This is a genomic window from Micromonospora luteifusca, assembly GCF_016907275.1.
Classification (GTDB): Bacteria; Actinomycetota; Actinomycetes; order Mycobacteriales; family Micromonosporaceae; genus Micromonospora; species Micromonospora luteifusca.
In genome coordinates, this window is the sequence record NZ_JAFBBP010000001.1 from 6,010,590 (window position 1) to 6,031,486 (window position 20,897).

At 69.7% G+C, this 20,897-nt stretch carries 20 protein-coding genes and 1 pseudogene; 4 read left to right on the forward strand and 17 right to left on the reverse strand.

Translation table 11 applies throughout. The annotated features are described in order from the left end of the window. Window positions 1–264: 264 nt before the first annotated feature. Window positions 265–747 (reverse strand): hypothetical protein, encoded by a 483-nt coding sequence (locus JOD64_RS27275; protein ID WP_239559685.1) that lies wholly within the window; start codon window positions 745–747, stop codon window positions 265–267. A 191-nt stretch (window positions 748–938) separates the two neighbouring features. Further along, a complete protein-coding gene (locus tag JOD64_RS27280; RefSeq protein ID WP_204944863.1) occupies window positions 939–3,209 on the reverse strand; it encodes a glycoside hydrolase family 44 protein in 2,271 nt (756 codons plus the stop codon). Between the two features lie 540 nt (window positions 3,210–3,749). On the opposite strand from JOD64_RS27280, the gene JOD64_RS27285 reads away from it, so the two are divergent. Beyond that, the gene (locus tag JOD64_RS27285; RefSeq protein WP_204944864.1) at window positions 3,750–4,097 is read left to right on the forward strand and encodes a hypothetical protein; all 348 of its coding nucleotides are present in this window, start codon (window positions 3,750–3,752) and stop codon (window positions 4,095–4,097) included. Window positions 4,098–4,110: 13 nt separating this feature from the next. Here JOD64_RS27285 and JOD64_RS27290 read toward each other — a convergent pair. Further along, a protein-coding gene (locus JOD64_RS27290) for an IS5 family transposase (protein WP_204946279.1) occupies window positions 4,111–4,976 on the reverse strand; the annotation gives its coding sequence in 2 pieces (ribosomal slippage) (window positions 4,111–4,643 and window positions 4,643–4,976; 867 coding nt in all). Window positions 4,977–5,173: 197 nt separating this feature from the next. Here JOD64_RS27290 and JOD64_RS27295 point away from each other — a divergent pair. Both JOD64_RS27295 and JOD64_RS27300 read left to right on the forward strand, forming a co-directional pair. Continuing rightward, a complete protein-coding gene (locus JOD64_RS27295; protein ID WP_239559687.1) occupies window positions 5,174–5,503 on the forward strand; it encodes a hypothetical protein in 330 nt (109 codons plus the stop codon). Between the two features lie 81 nt (window positions 5,504–5,584). Continuing rightward, window positions 5,585–6,076 carry a hypothetical protein gene (locus JOD64_RS27300; RefSeq protein WP_204944865.1) on the forward strand — a complete coding sequence of 164 codons (492 nt, stop codon included), beginning with the start codon at window positions 5,585–5,587 and terminating at the stop codon, window positions 6,074–6,076. 167 nt (window positions 6,077–6,243) lie between these two features. Here the strand turns inward: JOD64_RS27300 and JOD64_RS33265 are convergent. From JOD64_RS33265 to JOD64_RS27365, 14 genes and pseudogenes are all read right to left on the reverse strand, one after another. Continuing rightward, window positions 6,244–6,402 (reverse strand): annotated as a pseudogene (locus tag JOD64_RS33265) (cell division protein DivIVA); the annotation flags it as partial. A 435-nt stretch (window positions 6,403–6,837) separates the two neighbouring features. Continuing rightward, window positions 6,838–7,041: a transcription antiterminator/RNA stability regulator CspE gene (gene cspE / locus JOD64_RS27310; RefSeq protein ID WP_043326981.1), complete on the reverse strand. Its 204-nt coding sequence runs from the start codon at window positions 7,039–7,041 to the stop codon at window positions 6,838–6,840. A gap of 451 nt (window positions 7,042–7,492) precedes the next feature. Continuing rightward, a complete protein-coding gene (locus tag JOD64_RS27315) occupies window positions 7,493–8,725 on the reverse strand; it encodes an MFS transporter (RefSeq protein WP_204944867.1) in 1,233 nt (410 codons plus the stop codon). Between the two features lie 144 nt (window positions 8,726–8,869). Then, entirely contained in the window at window positions 8,870–9,454 is a 585-nt protein-coding gene (locus JOD64_RS27320; RefSeq protein WP_204946280.1) for an NAD-dependent epimerase/dehydratase family protein, read from the reverse strand. A 419-nt stretch (window positions 9,455–9,873) separates the two neighbouring features. Then, complete coding sequence (locus tag JOD64_RS33270; protein ID WP_307813709.1) at window positions 9,874–10,839, reverse strand: aminotransferase-like domain-containing protein; 966 nt, start codon at window positions 10,837–10,839, stop codon at window positions 9,874–9,876. Further along, on the reverse strand, window positions 10,764–11,315 hold the full coding sequence (locus JOD64_RS33275) for a GntR family transcriptional regulator (protein ID WP_307813711.1): 552 nt from the start codon (window positions 11,313–11,315) through the stop codon (window positions 10,764–10,766). Before JOD64_RS33275 ends, JOD64_RS33270 begins: the two co-directional genes overlap by 76 nt. 110 nt (window positions 11,316–11,425) lie before the next feature. Continuing rightward, window positions 11,426–12,244, reverse strand: a complete 819-nt coding sequence (locus tag JOD64_RS27330; protein ID WP_204944868.1) for a hypothetical protein — start codon at window positions 12,242–12,244, stop codon at window positions 11,426–11,428. Then, entirely contained in the window at window positions 12,241–13,101 is an 861-nt protein-coding gene (locus tag JOD64_RS27335; protein ID WP_204944869.1) for an MbnB/TglH/ChrH family RiPP precursor modification enzyme, read from the reverse strand. The genes JOD64_RS27330 and JOD64_RS27335 overlap by 4 nt, the downstream gene beginning before the upstream one ends. 29 nt (window positions 13,102–13,130) lie before the next feature. Next, a complete protein-coding gene (locus JOD64_RS27340) occupies window positions 13,131–14,990 on the reverse strand; it encodes an ABC transporter ATP-binding protein (protein WP_204944870.1) in 1,860 nt (619 codons plus the stop codon). 4 nt (window positions 14,991–14,994) lie between these two features. After that, the gene (locus JOD64_RS27345) at window positions 14,995–15,654 is read right to left on the reverse strand and encodes a nitroreductase family protein (protein ID WP_204944871.1); all 660 of its coding nucleotides are present in this window, start codon (window positions 15,652–15,654) and stop codon (window positions 14,995–14,997) included. After that, a complete protein-coding gene (locus tag JOD64_RS33860) occupies window positions 15,645–17,285 on the reverse strand; it encodes a nitroreductase family protein (protein ID WP_204944872.1) in 1,641 nt (546 codons plus the stop codon). The genes JOD64_RS27345 and JOD64_RS33860 overlap by 10 nt, the downstream gene beginning before the upstream one ends. Beyond that, entirely contained in the window at window positions 17,275–17,934 is a 660-nt protein-coding gene (locus JOD64_RS27355; protein WP_204944873.1) for a TOMM precursor leader peptide-binding protein, read from the reverse strand. Before JOD64_RS27355 ends, JOD64_RS33860 begins: the two co-directional genes overlap by 11 nt. Continuing rightward, window positions 17,913–19,196 (reverse strand): YcaO-like family protein, encoded by a 1,284-nt coding sequence (locus JOD64_RS27360; protein WP_204944874.1) that lies wholly within the window; start codon window positions 19,194–19,196, stop codon window positions 17,913–17,915. Before JOD64_RS27360 ends, JOD64_RS27355 begins: the two co-directional genes overlap by 22 nt. Window positions 19,197–19,277: 81 nt before the next feature. Further along, window positions 19,278–19,421, reverse strand: a complete 144-nt coding sequence (locus JOD64_RS27365) for a hypothetical protein (protein WP_204944875.1) — start codon at window positions 19,419–19,421, stop codon at window positions 19,278–19,280. Window positions 19,422–19,584: 163 nt separating this feature from the next. Here JOD64_RS27365 and JOD64_RS27370 point away from each other — a divergent pair, with 163 nt between their 5' ends. Continuing rightward, window positions 19,585–20,892 (forward strand): YcaO-like family protein, encoded by a 1,308-nt coding sequence (locus JOD64_RS27370; RefSeq protein ID WP_204944876.1) that lies wholly within the window; start codon window positions 19,585–19,587, stop codon window positions 20,890–20,892. Window positions 20,893–20,897 lie beyond the last annotated feature (5 nt).

Here is a 20,897-nt window from a genome sequence, read left to right on the forward strand (position 1 = left end):
CGCGGTCGGTTCAACACGTGGCTGCCCGCCAGCCCGGGCCACATGCGACCGCCGGAGTGCCGGACGCCGCCACCCCTGACGGGATGACGGCGTCCGGAACGATTCGTCACTCAGAAGACGAACTTGAAGGCGTTCCAGCCGGAGCCGATGGTCTCGGGCCTGGTGCCTGGCTGCGGCCGCCACAGCACGAGGAACGTACGTAACGATCCGGAACGCGCCGACCTGCATGGCGGCGCGGCGCCCTGCCTGGAAATTCCGTTAGCCTCAGGTTTTGGAGGCCACCAGGACGATGCTCGCTCCGCTCACGCTTCCGTCCCCCTCCCGTATGGCAAAGATCAGGTTGTAGTAACCCGGGAGCGCATCCTCGGCGATTGGGATGACGCTGGAGGGCCGTTCGTCCGCCGCCCCGGAAGGCCGCACCGGGGGAGCCTGGAATGTCGCCTCTTTCGAAGCGGGGCGGACCTTGCCGGTCGTGGCGTTCTTCAATTCGCTGGGATCCGCATAGGGGCCGGTCAGACGCGCAGTCAGCTCGACCTGGGGTGACTTCGCGGCGGGCGCGGTCCCCGGCATGACGATCCATTGGAGAATGATGTTCTGGCCAGGCTGATAGACCGTATCGACGTCCGTGGCATCGCAACACGTGTACGTCGTTGAGGTGCCTTCCGCGGTGGTGAATTGCCCTAAGCCACAACCCGATGTGACCAGGCAGACCAGGAACGCGGCGACCACCAGCCGGCACGCTTTCATGAGCATGAGCGTACCGGGCACTGCCCTCGATTGGCGGGTGCGTCACTACAGCACGGACGGCGAGTTCAACAACCGAGCGCGGTTGCCGGTACCGCAGCCAAGCGCGCCTGCCTGGGGGCCCGGGACGCGGCTGCGCCCCGGACCCCTCTGGCCTGCTCCGCCGGTGTGGTACGGAGTAGGGGTCTCTCAGGTCACCCGCAGCGTTGACCGTTGAGGTTGAAGGCGGTTGGTGCCGGATTGGTGCCGCTCCACGTGCCGTTGAAGCCAGTGCTGGTGGACGCGCCGGGGGCGAGTTTGCCGTTCCAACTCATGCTGTCTGCGGTGACGCTCCTTCCGTTCTGTTTCCAGGTGGCCGACCAGCCCTGGCCGACCTTCTGGCCGGTGGTGGGGAAGTCGAAGGCGAGTTTCCAGCCGTCGATCGCGGTGGTGCCGGTGTTCTTGATCGTCACGGTCGCGGTGAAGCCGCCCGGCCAACTGTTCGCCGTGTAGCCGACCGTGCAGCCGACAGTCGGGGCGGTGGGCGCGGTCCGCACGGTCAGGCCGGGCGAGGCCGCCGAGACGTTGCCCGCCGCGTCGCGGGCGGTTACCACGAAGGTGTACGGGGTGCCCGGCGTCAGCCCGGTCACGGTGTACGTGGTGCCGGTGGCGCTGCCCACCTTCACGGTGCCGGTGGTATCGACGCGGTGCACGTCGTAGCCGGTGACGGCGGTGTCGTCGGTGGACGGCGTCCAGGCCAGCGCGGCGCTGTCGCCGGTGATCGTGCCAGCGGTCGGCTTGCCCGGGGCGGTCGGCGCCTGGGTGTCGCCGGGAGTGGTGCCGCGCGGCAGCACCAGGTGGGTGATCGAGTTGGCCGGGAAGGTGGCCGTGAGGCCGCTGGCGGTCACCGGCTGGTCAGCCTGCCGGACGACGCCGGCGAGGTCCGCCCCGCTGTAACGGTAGACCTGGGCGGTGCTGGCGGAGGCGCCGGTGAGGGCGACCGGGCTGGTCAGGTCGTCGCTGGTCTTGTTGATGACGACCAGGGTGAGCGCCTTGTCGGCGCTCCGCTCGGCGGCGTACACGGCCAGCCTGCCCTGGTCGGCGCTGGTCGCCTGGACGGAGGTTTCGCCGAACGCGCCGCCCTTGCCGTCGTAGTTGCGGTAGACGCGGAAGGCGTTGGCCACCGGTTGGTCGGCCGTGGGTGCGGTCCAGAGGGTGGCCAGGTCGAGCCCTTCGCGGCCGAAGATGCCGAGTACGTCAGCCTGGGCGAGCGCGCCGTTGAGCGACCCGTGGGCGCCCCAGTTGTACTCGGTCATCGCGATCTTCGTGCCCGGGTAGTGTTGGTCGACCAGCTCGCGCAGTCGCGGGATGTACCGGACCGGACTGTTGATCCAGCTCTCGTCCACGTAGGTCGGGTCCCAGAGCTGGCGGGTCGAGCGCAGTCGCAGCGCCTGGGTGTCGGCGTCGCCGGCCGCGTCGCCCAACACGCCGGCCTGCTGCGGGTAGAGGTGGACGTCGAAGTAGTCGAGGATGCGGGTGCCGTGCTGCTGCTCGTACTCGCGCATCCGGTCCAGGTACCACGGGCCGAGGTCCTGGCCGCCGTGCGCGGCCTTGTCCGGCGGGTTCGACCAGCAGCCGGTGCGCGAGCAGGTGTCCTGGTCGAGGCCCGAATACAAGATCGAGTTCAGGCCCCAGCCGACGGGACCGAGCGTCTTCGCGCCGGGGTCGGCAGCCTTGATCGCGGCGGCGTACTCGTAGGTGCGGTCGCGTAGCTCGTCGTAGCCCAGCCCGGTCGGGCGGACGTCGCGGTGGGTGGAGTGCCACAGGTCCGGCTCGTTGTCCAGGTTGTAGAACTGGACCCCGCCGTCGGCGGCGGCGCCGAACTGCCCCTTGAGGTGGTTGACGAAGTCGGTGGCGTACTCCGGACCGACGGCGACGCTGGTGTCCTCCGGATCGTTGCCGGTGACCGGTGACCCGTCCGGCTTGATGCCGTTGCCGCAGTCCGGCGCCCAGGTGTCGGTGGACTGCTGCGGGCCATACTTGGCGACGCTGAAGCCACACGCCCGCGACCGGTCCTTGGCGATCCAGCCGAGCATCGGCATTGTCATGACCGTGGCGGCGCCGGTGGCCTTGTTCTGCTGCACGAACCGGTCGCTCTCCGAGCCCTTTGGAAGGTCGGCCGGGTTCGGGTTGTCGTTGGGGATGTTCTCGAAATACCAGTCCGCCGCGCGGTTGGTGGTGTCGGCACGAAAGTTGTAGCGGGTGGTGGCGTTGCCGCCGTAGCGGTGCACCGGCAGCCGCAGGTCGCGGGCGAGGGCCTCGTCGGCGAAGTTCATGCCGTAGACGTACGGGCTGATCTGGTGCCGGGCGGCGGTGGTGTCCACGGCCAGCGCCGGGCCGGCCGCGGCCAGGGCGGGTTCCGGCAGGGCCAGACCGCCGAGGGCCGTGGCGAGCACGACCGGGAGTAGAGCTGCAGTGGGACGCACGAGCATTCCTTTCGAATAGAAGCTCGACGATGGGAGCGCTTCCACAGCGTTGCGCTTTCCTGGCTCCGAGTCAACGCCGGAGGGCTCCAATGTGGATCATGCGGGTTCGACGTCATGCCTGGCGCTGACCCATCTCGGGCGCGGGGCTCACTTCGAGCCGCTGCCCGTCGACGAGCGTTACGCGGAACGCGGGGTCGCCGGATCGGCATCGACCGGGCATGATCCTCTACGCACCGTACCCGGCGGATCCTTCGCCCCGTGCGGCGAGATATGCGATACCCAGCTCAACTGGCCTGGCGAAGTCTCGGCCGCCCCGTTCAGGAGAACACGTTGCACTGCACGAAATGCGGAACCGAACTCGAACACCTCGGTCAAGGCCACTCGTGCCGGCCCTCGACACCGCCACCCGCGCTCAGGACAGCAGGTTGGAACGCCGCGACCTGGTTCGTAGTCGGATTCGCCATCCTTTTCGCTCTAGGGCCTGTCCTGTCGATCTTGAATCGACTGGTCAGGTGACGTCACCCCGAGGGATCATGAGGCGTGACCGATGCTGATGCGGTGCTGAGGATCGCGGATTTGCGCCGAGCGTGCTTGATGCTGTTGGACGCGGCGGAGAGCCGGTTCGGTCCTCAAATCCAGCTGTCACAGCTAAGCGTCGACCACTACTGGAACGTCGATCTTCGTGCGGCATTCGCGATGGTCCCGCGGCCGGAGCTGGAGATCGACTGCGGGCAGAGCAGCGACGATCTCGCAGAGCTGTCCAGCCTCCTCCAGCGAGATCCGGAGGACGTCGTATCGCTGTGGCACGACATCGCGCACGTGAGCGGGCTCTTGCGGCTGCTGGCGTACCTCGACCTGCCAGACTCAGGCGAGGTTCGCGGCAACTAGCTGTTGCTGCCGATTACCGGAGCCAGATGATGGCGGCGATGAGGATCAAACTGGACCGGTAGAGCGATGCGCGTTTGGCGTAGCGGGTAGCCAGGTCGCGCCATTGTTTGAACCGGTTGAAGCAGCGTTCCACGACGTTGCGCCTCTTGTAGATCACCTTGTCGAAGGCTGGCGGTCGCCCGCCGACGCTGCCTCTGGCCGCTCGGCGGGCGACTTGGTCGGTGCGCTCCGGGATGACGTGCCGGATTCCTCGCTGCCGCAGGGCTCGACGAGTCGAGTCGTGCGCGTAACCCTTGTCCGCGATCAGCACCTCGGGACGCTTGCGGGGCCGGCCGGGCCCGGGCCCGTTAACGCGGATCGCGTCGAGCAACGCCAGAAGCTGCGGGTTGTCGCCGGCCTGACCTGGAGTGAGCAGGATCGACAACGGCCGGCCGCGTCCATCGACGGCCAGGTGAATCTTTGTGCTCAGCCCTCCACGTGACCGGCCGATGGCCTCACCATCTTGCGCACCAGGCGTCGCCGCACTTGCCGGGGAGCCCCCTTTTTACGGGCACCAGCGGCATGCTGGTGCGCCCGCACGATCGACGAGTCGATACTGATCGTCCACTGCACCGGTGTGCCGTCGTCATGCACCTGCGCCGCAGCCAGGATCCGATCCCACGTGCCGTCCGCCGTCCAGCGGCGCAGCCGCTCATGGCAGGTCTTCCACGGCCCGAAGCGCTCCGGCAGGTCACGCCACGGCGCACCCGTGCGCAGCTTCCACAAAATCCCGTTGATGACCTGACGGTGATCCCGCCACCGCCCCCGCGCACCACCCGGCTCCGGCAGCAGCGGCGCGATCACCACCCACGCCTCATCGGTCAGCTCACCACGACGCACCACCGGAACATCGTCAACGACCAACCACTACAAGATCGACAGGACACGCCCTAGCCGCGATCGCCGCGGCCGTCTTCGGCAGCACCCTGAGCGACCGGGCCCAGCCGCTGCCGCCGTCCGGTACCGGCGCAGCGATCGGCTACGTCCTGGCCAATCTGATCCTGTTCGTCGCCATCATCGGCCTGGTTATCAGCGGGTTGATCTGGGGACGCGCCACCCGCCAGCTCGCCGAGGCGCACGGCTCCTCCGGCCGCTCGTACAGCCGCCACTGGGGCACGCGCGTCCTCCCCTCGTGCATCGTCCTCAGCGCCGCCATCGCCTGGCTGGCCACCGACCGAACCGCCCCGGCCGTCCTGTTCGGCCAGGCGGCCCTGCGCACCCTCGGAGCCGCCGCGCTGGTCGGGGGCATGCTGCACAGCCGGGCGCGGGTCCTGCGGTTGATCGCCCACGTCGACCGAGTCGTCGCCGGACACTACTCGCCGGTCGACGGGCAAGACCCGGGCAGCCTCACCCGACAAGCGCGATAGCGTGCGCCGGTCTCGCAATATCCTCTCTCTCCTCGCGGCAACCCCGAAGGACTTCGAGCGTTGACCACTCAGCCTCGGCGCGTGGATGACGGACTACTTCGCCGGCTTCGGACCGAACAGGCCCGGGTGCTGCTCGACGACGTCGACCCGCACCACGCGGTGATGCTGGCCTGCGACCTGCTGATGGCCGGCGTCAACGGCGAGGCTGTGGCGGCACTCGCCGCCGAGTCAGCTCGGACACTGCCGGCGCACGACGCGAATCGGCGCCTGGCGGCGGTCACCGACGAACTCGGGCTCCCGGAGCCGGACCTGCCAACTGCGGTGGCGCTGATCGCCGCCGACACCTGCGAGCGGATCCTCGAGCGCAGCATCCCCGCCGAGGTGGGAACCCACCGTCTCTACGTGGTGGGACACGAGGGCAGCCCGCTGGACGACCTGCTCCCTGCGGTCGCCGCCCTTGCCACGCATCTCGAAGACGATCTCGGTGGACGGGCCGACGACGACCTGCGAACCCGGCTCGCCGCGCTGGCCCGGACCATCCTGAACCGCCTGACAGCTGGAAATCCGGCTTGAGGCCGCGCTGCCCGGCGGCAGGGGCGACCGGCGACTCGCGCGCCTGATGATCACCGACAGTCCGTACCCATCGGCTTCGGGTTGCTGTCACGGCATGGAGCCGGACGCCACTCACGGCCACGATCGGTTGAGTATGACGACGGCGGCGCTCGTCCGCCGTTGGGCTACTGGCTCCGGCGCAGGATCTCTTCCGCCTCCCGTCGGGCAGCGGTAACGATTCCCTCGGCTTCGCGTCGCGCCTCGGCACGGTGGTCCGCGGCCTGCTCCTCGGCGAGTCGGAGGATCTGTTCCACCCGAGTGCTCAGGCCGCTGAGGGTTGGCCGTTCCCGATCCTGCCGTCGTTCCATAGTTCTTGTGGTCGTACCGGCGCCTGCTAGTTCGGTCTTCTCGTCACGATCGACCAGGCCGTCGCCTATGAGATCGGATTCCGTCGTGCCGAGCAGGGAGAGCGCGACGCCGAGCGTGGCCACCGCGACGCCGGACCAGAGGGCAGCCGGCCCGAGGGACGGGCCGACCGTGGCACCCACACCGAGTCCGAACAGGACGGCGGCGGTCTTGGCCGGCTTGCGCACAGGTCCTCCTCGCGTGATCCGGGCAGGCGGTTTCCGGTTCCAGCATGGCGCACGCGTCAAGCTCGTAAGGTTTGGGCGCGGTGGCCGGACTTCTGCCGATCAGACGATTTTGGGATGCCGTGGTGAGCGCATGAAACGCCGAACGGCGGCCCGCTGAATCAGTCGGGCCGCCGTTCGGCAGAGTGTGGATCAGAGCGGGCGGATGTTCTCCGCCTGCGGGCCCTTCTGGCCTTGGGTGACGTCGAACTCCACCTTCTGATTCTCGTCGAGGCTGCGGAAGCCGCTCGCCGAGATCGCGGAGAAGTGGGCGAAGACGTCGGCGCCGCCGTCGTCCGGGCTGATGAAGCCGAAGCCCTTGTCGGCGTTGAACCACTTCACGGTACCTGTAGTCATGTCTGCTCCTGCGCAGGCTGTTAGAGACCGCACTGTGCGGACCCTTGCGCCGCCGCATTGATCACCCGCGTCGAAACGACACGAAAAACGAAAAGCGCCTGGATGGGTTTCAGATGCCCCATCAGGCGCCGGAAAACGTCTACGGAAATCAAAACTGCAACGCGGTCACCGTAGCACATGATCCTCGCCGACCCCGTGGAGGTGAGTGGACCGCACACCGCCCACCCTGGAGCGTCTGTGCGGAGACCCACAACTCGAAAAAGCCCTCGCCCACGGCGGTGGCCCGGTGCACCTGGCTGCGGTCTTCGGGCTCGACGCCACGACCGCGAGCCGCTACGCCACCACTGCCCGCCAGCTCCTAGAGTCGAATCCGGTTTCCCGCACTCAGGCGGGCCGGCTCTTTTCCGAACGGTGCGAGGATTCCCACCCCCGGTTGCCTACGTTGCGTCCGTCAGCCGCGGGTGCGCCGTGTAATGCGGGTCTGGGCGGCGAGGCTGATGAGCGTGAGCAGGACGGTCAACGCGGTGTAGCAGACGACTGCCGGCACTTCACCGAGAGGGCCGACGAGCTGCCCCTCGATGACGATGGGTAGCCCGAAGGCGACGTAGGAGACGACGTAGATTCCGCCGACGACTCCCGCGCGCTGGTGCGCTGCCGCGAGCGGGAAGATGAGGCGTAGCGCGGCGGTGAAGGACGCGCCGAAGCCGACACCGGCGATGGCCTGCCCGATGATCATGACGGCCAGGCTTTCGGCGAACACTCCACCGATGATGCCGATGGCCCCGGCGAGGGACGCGTAGATTCCGATGGTCATCGCTCGCCGCGGGTTGATGCGGGCGAAGGTCAGTCCGACGATGGCCGATACCGCCGGCGCGATGAACCCGGCCACGCCGTTGAGCAGGCCGCTGTCCAGATGGAAGACGCTGCGAACCATGCTCGGGGCCAGCCCGCCGGACAGACCTGCGAGCATCCAGACGGCGGCGACCACGGGTGCCGCGGCGGCGAACTCCGCTCGGGCGGTGGGCGGGATGGCGACGCGCGGAACCATCGAGCGGAGCCCTCCCGGGGTACGGGGCATGGTCTCCGGAGAGAGAGCGATGACGACGGCGCCGAGAATCGTGAGGACGACGAGGACGGCGAAGACGATCGAGTTCGCCCTGGGCGTGAGCTGGATGGCGAGACCGGCCAGCAGGGAGCCGACACTCAGACCACCGGTCAGGCCGACACTGCCGAGGACCGTACCCAGTCTCTTCTTGTTCGGCGGGGCGAGTTCGACGAGCGCTGCGGTGAAGGCGGCCGTCGCCGCGCCGCTGGCGACACCCTGCACGATGCGCCCGGCGATCACCCAGCTCACTTCGGGGGCGACGAGGAACAGCACATTCGACGCGAGCTGGACCACCAGTGCGCCGATCAGCACCGGGCGCCGGCCGACATGGTCGGACAGCGACCCCAGGGTGAGGACGGCGGCGAGGAAGCCGATCGCGTAGACCGCGAACGCCAGCGTGAGCAGCGACGGTGCAAAGTTCCACTGCTGGCGGTAGAGCACCAGCAGGGGCGTCAGCACACCCGCCGCGAGATACAGGCTGGTGAACGCGAGCGCCGTACCTGTCAACGCCAGTCCGGCGGGGAGAGTGCGCCGCCGGCGGGTCGAGGGCGCGTCGATGGTTCCCAGAATCGAGGACATGACAGCTCCATAGGGCGGCCGCAGCGATTCGCGGGCCAAGAATTGGTGAAGGTGGGAAGGGGAATCCGCCGCCGGGCCACTGCCGTCGGCCCGGAACTGGTCCACAGGGAAGTTCGGCGCGGCACGGCGGCCGGATCGTGATCGCTAGTCGGTGATGACGACGACGCCCGACGCTGCACCCAGCAGTTCCACCGTGCGCTCGGCAGCCCGATCGATCTGGACCCGAGGCTCGGCCGGGATCTGCTGCTCGTTGTAGGTGCCGGGCCCGTAGAACTGTCCGTAGCTCAGTACCACGCCACCCTCGGCGAGGACGGCGCGCTCCAACTCGGCGACAGCCCGGGCGTCGGGCCCGTCCGGAAGCTGCCAGGCGACGGTTTGGGCCAGGATCTTCGGCGATCCACTCTGCCGCGCCGCCTCGATGAGATTCTGGTTGCCCTCGGTCCGGATGCGAGCGTTCAGCTCCGCATGATCACCGATCCTCTCCACCTCATCCGGTAGATCGGTCAGTTCGTTCAGGATGACGTCTGGATTGAAGTCTCGAACCGCCTGGATCAGGGCGTCCCGGTCGAAGACGTCACACAGAATCGGCTCGGCGCCAAGTTGCGCCAGCAGTTCCGTCTTGTCGGACGATCGCGTCATGCCACCGACCACGTGCCCCATCTGAACCAGACGGGGGATCAGCCGCTGTCCGATCACGCCGGACGCACCGGCAAGAAATACCCGCATCATTTCTTCCAATCATTCTTGGTTCGGTAGGTCGAGCTATGTGCGCTGCCGCCGCCGGACGACACCGCTCCGCGCGACGACTGGCCCGCTATGGCAGCGCCGGTAACACCCGGTCGCTCAGCGGGAGCAAGATGTCCTGCCGTCCGCCGACCCTGATCGCCCGCACTGATGGGACGGAGCGAGGAGTGCCGGCCTGTCGCGGCAGCCATGCTCGGTGGGAATCAGCCCAGTTGAGGCGCGTCACGCGCTCTGGGAGTCTTGTCCGTTTGCTGGTGCTTGGTTCGTGGTCACGGCGGTAAAGTTACGCGACTGGTGGCACTGTGCACTGGTCCAGTTTCGCGGCAAAACCATGGGCCAATTAGGCATTGATCCGGAGCATCCACCTCACCAACCGGCGACACGTAACCCGCTGACCGGTCTGGCTAGGGCATGACCCTGCACAATGCGTCCAGCGCTCCCGCCCACGCGCTGTCCGAGGGAGCCGCGTAGTTGACCACCAAGGCGTCCCGCTCGGCCGACTGCCCTCTTGAGTCAGCCAGCTCGTGGCGGAAGTCGGCCATCCGGGCCACCGCCAGGCCCTGGCTCGCGGCCGCCTGGACGACCGAACCCTCGGTGCCGGGCGGGAGCTCGAGGACCGCTTGCAGCCCGGCTGCCAACCCGGTCACGCGGACGCCGGGCGCCCGCTGAGCCAGCGCCGCGACCAGTTCGTCCCGGCGGCGCCGGTAGCGCACACGCATCGAGCGCACCTGCCGGTCGTACGCGCCCGAGGCGATGAACTCCGCGAGCGTCAGCTGCTCCAGCGCGCTCGACATGTAGTCGATGTCCCCCTTGGCCGCCACGACCTCCGCGACCAGTTCCTTCGGCAGCACCATCCACCCGAGCCGCAGCCCGGGCGCCAGCGACTTGCTCGCCGTGCCGAAGTACACCACCCGCTCCGGGTCGAGGCCCTGCAGCGCGCCCACCGGCTGACGGTCGTATCTGAACTCCCCGTCGTAGTCGTCCTCCAAGATGAGCCCGCTGGTGGCGCGGGCCCAGTCCACCGCCGCCGTGCGCCGCTGCGGGGTCAACGCGACCCCCGTCGGATACTGATGCGCCGGCGTCAAGAGCGCCGCGCCCACCCCGTTCAACCCCGCCAGGTCGTCGGTGCGCGCGCCGTGCTCGTCGACGTAGAGGGGCGGGATACGCAGGCCAGCACTGGTCAACAGATCGCGATAGACGTCGAGGCCGTACGACTCGACAGCCAGCGCCGTCACACGCCGCGCCCGCAGGACCTGCGCCATCAGCGTCAGACCGTGGTGGAAACCGGCGCAGATCACGATCCGGTCCGGCTCGGCGTACACCCCGCGAGCCCGCGCCAGATAGTCCGCGAGAGCGGTACGCAGCTCCACACCCGCCCGAGAGCGTCGCCGTAGCCGAAGGCATCGTTTGGGGCCGCCGTCAGAGCCCGACGAGCCGCGGTGAGCCACTGCGTACGGGGGAACTCCGCGAGGGTCGGCGCACCCGGCAGCAGGCCGTACGTGGGACGGCGCTGGGCGGGCCTCGGGCGAGCGGCAGCGGGCGCCGCGCCGCGCGGTTCGGCCCGCTTGGCCACCCGCGTTCCGGAACCCTGTCGGGCGGTGATCCAGCCCTCGGCGACCAGTTCGGCGTAGGTGTCGGCAACGGTGTTGCGGGCGACGCCAAGATCGGCTGCGAGTGAGCGGGACGACGGTAGCCGCGTGTCGGGCACCAGACGTCCGGTCCGGATGGCCTCCCGCAGGGCGTCCGTGAGCCCGGCGCGCAGGCCGGAGCCGGTCAGGTCCAGATGTAGGTCGACGCCGAACACCGACGCTGATCTGGCCCCCGAATTGGCCCGCGAATCTGCCACGAAAACAGACCATATCGCAGTCCAACGGACCACGTAGCGATGCCGGCGCATGAGGTTGCGTCCGGGGAAGTGGTGTGCGAAGCGTCGATCCTTCAGACAGGGCCCATCGATTACCTGGCGTCGGGCCGTTCATACTCGGAGCCATCGGCGTCAATCCCGCCCAGGAAGCCCTTGGCGACCATGCCGCGCAGGCTCCGCTCGGCGGTGTCCGCGTCGAGCCCGACCCGGTACGCGACCGCCCGGGTTGTCCGCACGCCGTCGCAGGCGGCGAGCACTTCCGCCAACCGCGACGGCAGGCGGTACGTCCGCACCGGCCCTGAGCCGGTCGCGGCGTGTAACAGGTAGTGCGTGGTGCCCTCCGGCAGTTCGCCGACCGGCCGGACGGCGAGGACGAGACGCTGGATCTCCGCGATCGGGCGGTCGAACGTCCCGAGCACGACCCCCGGCCGTAGGGCGGGCGGGCCGGCTGGCGGGTCTGGCTCACCCGCGCCGACCCGCGCCTCGTACCAGAGGGTCTCGAACGCGAGCATCTGCCGGAGCAGCCGGACCCGGGCAGTGTTGGGCAACTCGGCGGCCGCCGCGACGAGTGCGCGGCCGACCGCCAGGCTGTCCTCTGGCCGGCTCAACGTTCGGCGTTCCAGGGCGGATCGCAGCAGGGCGTCTTCCTCGGCAGTGTCGCGTAGCAGGGCGGAACTGCCGGGGAAGGACGCCGTGACCAGGGCCTTCCGTTTAGAGGCAGTAATCGAGGCGGTGAGCTGGAGGCCGGGCAGCGGCGCGGCGGCCAGCCGCCGGACCAGCTCGGGGTCAGCTCCGTGCAGCCGGGCGAACCCCTCGGGGTCGGCGCGCAAATCCTCGGCGAGCGACGCGTCGATCAACAGCCTGGCCAGCAGTCCCTGCCCGCCGGCGGGGAGAGTGCCTTCCATGCTCATCGCCCACTCCTGGCGCTGCCGCCCGCCACGAGGGTGGTGCGGACCCGGTCCAACTCGTCGACCAGCTCGATGAAGTCGTCGGGGAAGTGGGCATCCCGCTCGATCATGGTGGCCCGGACAGGCTGGCGGCTCTCCAAGTATTCGAGCAGTGCGAACACGTCCTGCCCCACCGGGGCGTCGTGCCCGTCGATCACCTCCACGCCACCGATGCCCTGAGGGAGGTTGCCCGCCAGGTGCACCTGGACCACGCGGTCGAGCGGCAGCGCGTCGAGGAACTCGTAGGGATCGAACCCGTGGTTGGCCGCGTTGACGACCACGTTGTTGAGGTCGAGCAGCAGACCGCAATCGCAGCGGTCGAGGACGGCGGTGATGAACTCGGCCTCGCTCAGGTGACCAGGCAGGTCGAGGTAGTAGGTGATGTTCTCCAGCAGGAACGGTCGCCCCAGCCGGTCCTGCACCCGCTGCGCGTTGGCCGCTATGGTCCTGACCTTCTGCTCCGTGCGGAGCACCGGCGTCAGGTTGTGCAGCTCGACGCCGTTCTCTCGGGTGAAGCAGAGATGGTCGCTGACCCAGGGTGCGTCGACGGCGTCCGCCACCGCCGCGACGGCGTCCAGGTAGTCGGGATCCACCGAAGCGTCGGAGCCGATGGACATCTCCAGACCGTGGGTGACCACGACGAAGGAATCGCGAAGGCTACGCAGCAGTTCGTTGTTCGCCGGATCGACCAGATAACGATCCGTGACGATCTCCAGCCAGTCGATCGCAGTTCGGTGGGCAAGGATCCCATCGTGGAGTTCCTCGCGGTAGCCGAGCCCCACGCCCAGGTCGGGCAGGGCGGAGATTGCGGAATGGGGCATGGTGTCTCCTCGCGGTTCGTACGCGTGCTTCAGGTCAACGGCAGCGGCAGCGGCAGTTTCGGTTCACGGTGATTTGGTCCGCGGTGGCTCGGCCCCGGTCGGGTCGGCTCGATCTGGTGTTGCGCTGCCAGCAGGCTGGCGTAGGCGCCGCCGGACACGCTGAGCATTGCGTGCGTGCCCCGCTCCGCAACGCATCCCCGGTCCAGCACGACCACCCGGTCCTGCGGTTCCATCCGGGGCAGGCGATGTGCGATGAGAACCAGCGTCTTGTCCCGGCAGTGCTCCCGGAGTGCCGTGTTGACGCGGTCGGCGGTGTGGTGGTCGAGGGCACTGGTCGCCTCATCGACGATCAGCATCCGGTAGTCAGCCAGGAGCGTCCGGGCGACGCCGAGGCGTTGCCGTTCACCACCGGAGAGTTGTAGGCCGTTCTCCCCAATCGACGTGTCCCAGCCGTTGCGCAGCGCGGCAATCAGCGGGCTCAGCTGGACCGTGCCGAGCGCCCGGTCCAGCTCGGCCTGGGTGATGCCGCCACGGGCGAACAGCAGATTGTCCCGCAGAGTGCCGTGCAGCAGCGCGGTGTGCTGCGGGATCAGGGTGGCCTCCGAACGGAGGCGGCCGGACCGGCCGTCGATGCGAACGCTCCCGGCATCCGGGGACAGCAGACCAGCCAGTACGAGCCCCAGAGTGCTCTTTCCCGAACCGGTGTGACCGGTAATGACCGTCACCGATCCGGCGGGGAAGTCCAGGTCGACTCCGGCCAGGGCGGGCTTCGACGCCCCGGGATAGTGGCAGGAGACGTCGCGCAGCCGTACCTCCGCCGGCCCGCCGGTCCGGCGCCGGACCGGCGCAGGATCCTCCTCGTGCGCCTCCATGTCGAGGTATTCCAGGACCCGTTCGAACATGGCGACGGATGCCTGCACGCTGCCGCTGAGCCGCAGCAGGCTCTGGATCGGCTGAGACAGCCTCGTCTGGAGCATGACCAGGACCACCACGGCACCGACCGAAGCCGCGGATGTGAAGGTGCCGTAGGCCCAGAAGATCAGCGGCGGCACGCAGGCAAACGAGACACCGATGACGGTGTACGCCGACATGCCCGCCATCCGCTGGCGGAATGTCACGTCCCGGATGTCCTCGGCGACCTCGACGAAGCGGTCGCGTTGCCTGCCGGTACGGCGCAGCGTGCGGCCGAGTAGCACCCCGGAGAGGGACAGGTCCTCGGCGACGTACCGCAGGACGGTGGTGAGCAGGCGCTGCCGCTGCCGAAACAGCCGGCGGCGCCGCTTGGCGAAGCGGTTGTTGAACAGGCTGAGCAGCGTGGCCAGGGCCATCGAGACGAGGGCCAGTGGCCAGCTCAGGATAACCATGGCGACACCCGCCGCGACCAGGGAGACCAGCGCGGACAGCGCCTGATGGACGGTGCTGGTGAGGAATCGGTCGATGCCATCGATGTCGCTTATCAGGCGGGACTGGATCTGCGACTGCCCCTGCTCGCTGTAGAACCGTAGCGGCTGGGCTCTGGCGCGGTCGTAGACATCGACGCGCAACCGCGCCGAGACTCGCTGCCCGGTCCAGTTGGTCAACGCGGTCTCGGCCACCGCGAGGAGGCTGGCGGACAGGCCCAGGGCCATCATCAGGCCGCAGAGCACGGCGAGCAGGGTGGTGTCGTGGTTGGGCACGGCGTCGTCGATGACGCGCTGGAGCAGCAGCGGCGCCGCGGTGCTCAACCCGACGGTGACCAGGATCAACAGCAGTGAGCCGGCGGTGTGCCAGCGGTAGGGCCGGAAGCGGACGGCCATGCGGCGCAGTACGTGCAAGGTCGTGGCTTCCGCCGGTTCCCGCTCGATCGGCTCGGCTTTCGGGTGGGCCGGGTCAACAGTGGACTGTGCCATGGCGTCAACCGGCCTCGGGGAGCCGGGCCGGGTGTCCGAGCGCGACGGTGAACACGTGTCGCGCTCCCGGTTGTAGGCGGCACGCCTCCTGGCGGACCAGGTAGTGTCCGGCACCGAACACCGAGCACTCCAGACCGTGGGTCCGCGCGGCCAGCCAGATGGCGTAGCCGAGCGATCCCACGCGCACCAGCAGGCCACCGGCTGCGCCCGGCCCCACCCGCGACGGGGATCCGCAGACGAGCACGAACACCGGCGCGGCGGCGTAGTCGTCCGCTAGCTGGTCCAGCCAGTGCGGGACACCCAGCGCGCGCAGGGTGCCGTCGGGGGCCGAGGTGAACAGCCCTCGACCCAGGCCCTCGGCACTGCGCACCGCCAGCAGCAGCCGCAGGCCGGGATCTCCGTACCGGTGTACCGGCCACTGGTCACGCTGAGCCTGGGCCGCACGGTCGAGTACCGCGAGCAGCGTCGCCGCGCTCACCGGCTCGGCGGTGAACTCCCGTACGGACCTGCGGCCTTCGAGGACCGTCTCCAGCGGTGCGCCGTCGGTCACGGGCGCGGCCGCGCCGGTGTGCGGCCGCCGCTCCTCGACGCCGGGCAGCGGTGCTCGGCCGCGCACCAGTGCGGCGAGTGCCGCAGCCGGTTCGTCCAGGGGTATCAGTGGCATGTTCCACCTCGGTGAAGTCCGGCTACCGCGGTCACGTACTGGTCGTCCGGTGTCAGGTCGAGCAGCTCGGCCAGGCCCTCGTCCCAGCGGGTGGCGAACCCCGTGGAGAGTCCGTGCGCGGCGGCGACGGCGGCGAGTTGGGTGGTGGCGCAGCCTGAGTCCAGGTGAGTGAGGCGGTAGGCGAAGTCCTGGTACTTCCGCGCTACCCGCTCGTGTGCCGCGGTGAACACCAGCACAGCGTCCAGTCCTTCGGGGGGCAGGTCGGTACCGGCGAGCGCGTCCGCCAGCGGTAGGGCGTCGGCACGCAGCGAGATCAGCGCGTGGGCCAGGTCGTCATAGCGGAAGACGGTTCCGGGCAGGCCGGGCAGCCCTGTCTCGGTAACGAGGTAGAGCTCCACCGAGCCGAGCTGCCCGCCGCTGGGCACCCAGCGCTGCGACGCGCCGTCGGCGCTGCCCCGCCTGCGGCCGGCCACCCGGGCGAGCACATCGGTGATCAGCGCCTGGTCCAGGACCTCGGGCGCGCTCCGGCGCACCCCGTCGCCGAACGTTCCCCGTACCGGCAACCGCTCCTCCGGCAACGGCCGTCGTGGGTGCGCATGATAGGTCGGACGCTCGTCCGCCAGTTGCCGCCACCACCGTTGCACGGCTCGGGGCGGGGGGCCAGGGCGCAGGGCCGCGGGCACCACGCGCTCGGTCATCCAGAGGCCGACGTCCACGAGGTCCGAATCCGGGCCGTCGCCGCCGATGTCGGCGCAGGGGCAATCGGGGGAGGGCACGAGCACCCGCTGCTCGGTGTCCCCGGTGTCGACAGCGATCCTTGTCATGATTACGGGGGCCTGCCGGGACGCCCCGGAGACGATGTTCAGCGCCTCGGTTGCGGCGAGCCCAGCGAGCGTCTCCCCGGCTGCGGGGCCGGGATCGCTCTCCCTCGGCCACCCGGTCTCCGCTCGCCCGCGGCGCAGGCACGCCGGGCACGCCGTGAGAGCGGGCACGAAGCAGGGCCCGATCTCCAGATGGGTGCGGTCGGCGGCGGCCCGCAGCACGGGCACGGCGTACGGCGCGCACAGCGTGGCCGTCCGCGCCAACCTTTCCGGGTCCCCGCCCTCCTCGACCACCACGACCAGGAACCGCTCCGCTCCGGCGAGGGTCGCGACCCCGGCTTCGGTGAGCGGCCCCATGGTGGCGGCACCGACCCCGCACTCCCGCAGGTCGGCGGCGACGGCCGCCGCTACCCTGGCCGGCCCGACGACGTGCACGGCGACACCCGCCAGGGCATCGAGCAGAGCGCCGGTGCCGAGGTGGCCGCCGGTGCCGTCCAGACTGCGCGAGTAGTAGTCGACGACGTGGTCGAGGGCCGCGCCCCGGCAGGGCGGCGTGGCGAGTTCCAGCAGGCCGCGTTGGTCGAGCAGAGCCAGCGGCCGGTCCAGGCGTGCCGGGGTAAAGCCCAGTTCGGCGGCGACCTCCTCCCGGCTCCGGGAGCCGTCCAGCAGGGGAAACAGCCGGGGCAGTAGCGCGGTGGCGGCCCGGCCCCGGAACACGTGGCGTGGTCCTGAGCCCTGGACGATGAATGACTCGTCGGTCGGCAGCGCCGCGAGCCCTCGGCTCAGCCGGAACCGGGCTTCACCGGACACCGGTGTCCTCCTTCTGAGTCAGGCGCAGCAGGGTGCGCAGATCGCGTTCGGGCAGCGGTCGCCCGCAGCGGGCGCAGCCATGGCAAGCAACCACCGGATCCCGCCGGACGGACACCCCGCGCAGCGGTACGGAGATCACCCGGCCGGCCATCCCGTCGGGGCGCAGCAGTACACCAGCGGCCAGCCCGGCCGCCGTCCTGGCGTGCTGCGGCAGGAAACCGGCCGGCCCGAAGGTGGGGTCGCGGTCGTAAGCGGCGTACAGTGCCTCGGCCCCCGGCCAGTGCGGGTCGTGCTGTGCCCGGCGCTCCTCGAAGCAGCGGTGACAGGGCCCGGCTCCCGGCAACACCAACGGTCCGACCCGCAGGTGCGACGGTTCCAGGACGATCGGCAGCCAGGGGATGCCGGTCGCGTGGGCGCGTTCGTCGATGCGTTCACACAGGGTCGGCGATGGCCGCCACAGGGCCACCACCACCGCGCTGGGCGCACCAGCGAACGCGGTCTCAGCGGCACCATCCGGAGGGAGTTCCGTGCCGCCCGTCGTCTGGGCCAGTAGCCCGGTGACTCGGCGGCCGAACGGGCCGACCCCGAGCAGGGCTGTCCGTTCCGGCACGATGACCGCGGGAGTGGTTAGGCGAACGGCTGTGGCCATGGATTCAGCTCCTCTTCGGGCAGCACGCGGTAGCCCATCCGGGCGGGCGCTTCATACAGCCGTGGGTGTGCGGTGAACTGGGCGAGCGGGTGGAGGCTCAGCGGCTGGAGATCGGGGATGACGACGTTCACCGCGGTCAGCCCCACGTCCGCCAGTTCCCGGGTGGTCCGGTCGATGACGACGGGCCGCGTCCCGGCGCTGGCCAACCGCTCGATCAGCGCCGCGAGCGCAAGGTCCGGGTCCTCCGGTAGCGCCGGGCGTCGAGGCGGGGGTGCCGCAGCGGCGCCCGCCAGCAGGAAGTCGAACGCGGCTGCCCGCTCCGGCGCCCCCATGTAGCGGGCGCCGTCCTGCACCGCCGAGAACTCCGCAGGGTTGCCCGGCACAACGGTGCCCTCGGAGAGCAGTCCCAACAGGCCGACGGCCTCCTCCAGGGCCTTGGCCGCGGCACCCGGTAGATCCCGTGCGGTGCTGGCCGCGGTCCAGTGCCGTAGCCGCAGGTCGTGCTCGGCGGTCAGCAGGCAGTAGACCGTGGGGACACCGAGGTCGGTCGTCGCGTCGAAAAGGCGCACGGTGACGAAGCGGCGCCGGCAGCACTCAATCAGATGTCGCGTCGACGCGACCAACTCAGCGGGCGGGACGGCGGGAAGCGCCAGCCGCTGGAGCCAGAGAACGGCGACGGCGTCCCGCTCGATGACCTCGAAGGTGCCGCGGACGACGGCCTCCACCGGGTCGGTATGCACCGCATGGCCGGTGGAGAGCCGGTGCACGAAGCGTTCCGCGTCGTCCGCCGGTGCCAGGTCTCGACAAGCCATCACCGCCGGCACCCAGACCGGCGCACCGCTGATCAGATCGAGTCCGGTGACCCACCTGATCGCCGCCGCAGGGTCGAATGGGCGGACCGGGCAGCCGGGGTCGGCCAGTTCCCGCGCCGAGCAGCGCGGGTAGCGGAAGGGTTCGAGGCACTCGCCGGCCAGTGCGTGGGCAGTCGACCGGATGATCTCCCGCCGGTCGGGGCCCAACGCCATCGCGTACCGTTCGGCGCCTTCGGCTATGGCGACGAACCGGGCCAGCGCCGGGTCGGCCCAGCCGCGCCCGCCACCGCCGAGCCGGCCCGTTGTGCGGCGGGTGCTCGCCGGCCCCGGCGTGCCCACTTCGACCCCGCACGAGTAGAGCCGGTCGCAGATCCGCGACGGCCGCGGATCGCTGACGGCCGACACCACCCCGTAGGGAGACACCAACTCGTCGAGAGACTCCGGATTCACCATGCCTCCCCGGGCCCGCCCGTCGTGCTCGACGCACGACGGGCGGGCGGTCACATTCCACGAACTACGTGCGCCGGTGGCTCAGGCGCACATCGGGTTGGAGCACTGGACATTGGAGCTCTGCGACACGCCGCACATCTTGATCACACCCGTCGTCCCGAACTCGTCGAAGTCATCGACGTCGAGATCCAGCTCGACATCCGTGCTCGTGTCTTCCTCGGCCATGTTTCTTCTCCGTCCACTGGGGGTTGGTCGTGAGCAAGCTTGTCGGCACCGTCCGTCTCCGCCCGGTCGCCGCCCGGTCGGGCGGCGACCGGGCGCGGACCGGAGGCACTGCCAAGCTGTGGCCTGACAGACGCGAGCTGGCGGGGCTGGAACGGGAGTGATCGTGCGCCATCGGGAGATACCTGAAGATCTGACGTCGCTCGATGGCCTGGTCTCGTCCTACGGGCTGGTCTCGAGTGTCGGGGCGCTGCGCACGACCGGCCTTCCCACCGGCTTTTCCTACTGGAAGTCGGAGGTCGGTGCGCCGGGGCCTGCTCGCCGCCTCGGCCGCCTGGAACACCTCGTCAGCTCCGGACAGGCGTGGGACCGTCCGGACCTCGCGCGGTTCATCGCCATCGCCGAGGCCGCCGAACGGTACGCGGGCCGCGACGTCCTCGGGGAACACCGCATCAGGGCGACCGCCGAGGAGTTGAACGGCGAGTGTCTGGAGCCGGAGCGGTATCCGCGCTGCTCGGAGGCCGAGTACGCCCATCCGGACTGCCCGATCGTCCCCTTCGACGCGCGCGCGTCGATCCGGTGGACCTCCGGGCTCGACCTGATCACCGGGCAGTCGGTGTGGGTACCGGCCGTGATGGCCTGCTACGGACTTACCGAGACCGTGCCGGCGGAGCACTTCAGCTGTCGGATGTCCACCGGGTTCGCGGTCCACACCGACCCGGTGGAGGCCGTCGTCCGGGGCATGTTCGAGGTCATCGAGCGGGACGCCAACGCCGTCGTCTGGCTCCAGCGGCTCGCTCTGCCGGTGATCGATCCGGCCTGCCTCGGCGAACGGGTGAGGCGGCTGATCGAGTGGTGCCGCAGCCGGTTCAAGAAGGTCCGCCTCTTCGATGCCACCTCAGATCTGGGCGTGCCGACGGCCTACTGCGTGATCTCCGCCGAGTACGACCGGCGGGCCCACCGGGTGGTCGGTGCCAGTGCCGGCCGGGATCTGGCGGAAGCCGCGCAGAAGGCGCTGCAAGAGGCGCTGGGCGTCCCGCAGTTCATCCACTTCGTGGATCGGGCGGACGAGCCCGCGATCGAGGCGCAGATGCGAGCCGTGGGAGACACCACCCGCTACATGGGCCGGGCGGAGCAAGCTCACGCGTTCGACTTCCTCCTCAACGGTACGGACCGTCCCCCGTCCACGGGCCAGCCACCGCTGCCCGCCGATCCGTCCGAAGCGTTGTCCGAGGTCGTCGGCCGGCTCGCCAACGCCGGGATGCGGCCAGTGGCCGTCGATCGCACCACCCGGGAACTGGCCGATGTCGGGCTCACCGCGGTCAATGTCGTGATCCCCGACCTCCAACCGATGAGCGTCGAGCACCTGATCCGCTTCACCGCGCACCCCCGGTTGTACGACGCGCCCGCCCGGATGGGCTACCGCGTCCTGCGCCCAACGGAGTTGAACCCATGGCCGCAACCGATGGCATAACCAGG

Excerpts from the sequence above, each read along its gene's own strand:
- JOD64_RS27275 (WP_239559685.1), bottom strand. The coding sequence starts at position 747 with ATGAAAGCGTGCCGGCTGGTGGTCGCCGCGTTCCTGGTCTGCCTGGTC.
- cspE (WP_043326981.1), bottom strand. The coding sequence starts at position 7,041 with ATGACTACAGGTACCGTGAAGTGGTTCAACGCCGACAAGGGCTTCGGC.
- JOD64_RS27315 (WP_204944867.1), bottom strand. The coding sequence starts at position 8,725 with ATGTCCTCGATTCTGGGAACCATCGACGCGCCCTCGACCCGCCGGCGG.
- JOD64_RS27320 (WP_204946280.1), bottom strand. The coding sequence starts at position 9,454 with ATGATGCGGGTATTTCTTGCCGGTGCGTCCGGCGTGATCGGACAGCGG.
- JOD64_RS27330 (WP_204944868.1), bottom strand. The coding sequence starts at position 12,244 with ATGAGCATGGAAGGCACTCTCCCCGCCGGCGGGCAGGGACTGCTGGCC.
- JOD64_RS27335 (WP_204944869.1), bottom strand. The coding sequence starts at position 13,101 with ATGCCCCATTCCGCAATCTCCGCCCTGCCCGACCTGGGCGTGGGGCTC.
- JOD64_RS27340 (WP_204944870.1), bottom strand. The coding sequence starts at position 14,990 with ATGGCACAGTCCACTGTTGACCCGGCCCACCCGAAAGCCGAGCCGATC.
- JOD64_RS27345 (WP_204944871.1), bottom strand. The coding sequence starts at position 15,654 with ATGCCACTGATACCCCTGGACGAACCGGCTGCGGCACTCGCCGCACTG.
- JOD64_RS27355 (WP_204944873.1), bottom strand. The coding sequence starts at position 17,934 with ATGGCCACAGCCGTTCGCCTAACCACTCCCGCGGTCATCGTGCCGGAA.
- JOD64_RS27365 (WP_204944875.1), bottom strand. The coding sequence starts at position 19,421 with ATGGCCGAGGAAGACACGAGCACGGATGTCGAGCTGGATCTCGACGTC.